This is a genomic window from Mesorhizobium sp. M1A.F.Ca.ET.072.01.1.1, assembly GCF_004023325.1.
Taxonomy (GTDB): domain Bacteria; phylum Pseudomonadota; class Alphaproteobacteria; order Rhizobiales; family Rhizobiaceae; genus Mesorhizobium.
Genome location: NZ_RZSF01000704.1, coordinates 1 through 542, shown reverse-complemented (window position 1 = coordinate 542; position 542 = coordinate 1). Strand labels below are relative to the sequence as shown.

Here is a 542-nt window from a genome sequence, read left to right as displayed (position 1 = left end):
GTTCCAGCCAGCCGGCGTTTGCGCAGGGCAGGTGAGATGCAGCACCGCGTCGCGGTCGAAACGCCCGATTGCCTTGCGCCGCGACCATTGCGCTGGATCGATGTCGATCGCAGGTCGTTCGATCCGTGGCACGTCCGACCAGCCGAGCTCGGCCTGGCGCGAGATCACGTCGTGGCAGAAGACGATATCAAACGGCGGACCATCGCTGGTCTGTGACGGGCGTTGCTCGTTGACCAGGATCGAGATGCGCAGCCGCGACATGAAATCGCGTGCCGCTTCGCTCGCGTGCAGCCCGTCCTGTTGGAGTTCGCGGTGGACGAGCTGCTGGTACAGCGCGCGGAGCTGTTTGCCGTCAGTGTGCCTCAACACCACTTGGCACATCGCCTCTTCGCCTTCCTTCTCGGCATCCTTCCGAACCGCATCTACCACCGCCTGGGGCAGGGCGGCGGCGTCGCAATTGAACAACACGATCGACAGATTGTCGCGTTCGTGCGGCTGGAGCTGGAGATAGACCTGCGCGAGGTCGGCAATCTGCCGGGCGG

2 protein-coding genes are annotated in these 542 nt (G+C 64.4%); one reads left to right on the top strand and one right to left on the bottom strand.

What is annotated here, in order from left to right; genetic code table 11:
• On the bottom strand, nucleotides 1–261 hold a 261-nt coding region (locus EOA32_RS39465; RefSeq protein WP_210214897.1), incomplete at its 3' end, for a hypothetical protein.
• A 51-nt stretch (nucleotides 262–312) separates the two neighbouring features.
• Here EOA32_RS39465 and EOA32_RS39460 point away from each other — a divergent pair.
• Nucleotides 313–542 (top strand): hypothetical protein (locus EOA32_RS39460; protein ID WP_210214896.1); only part of this gene is annotated, 230 nt, incomplete at its 3' end.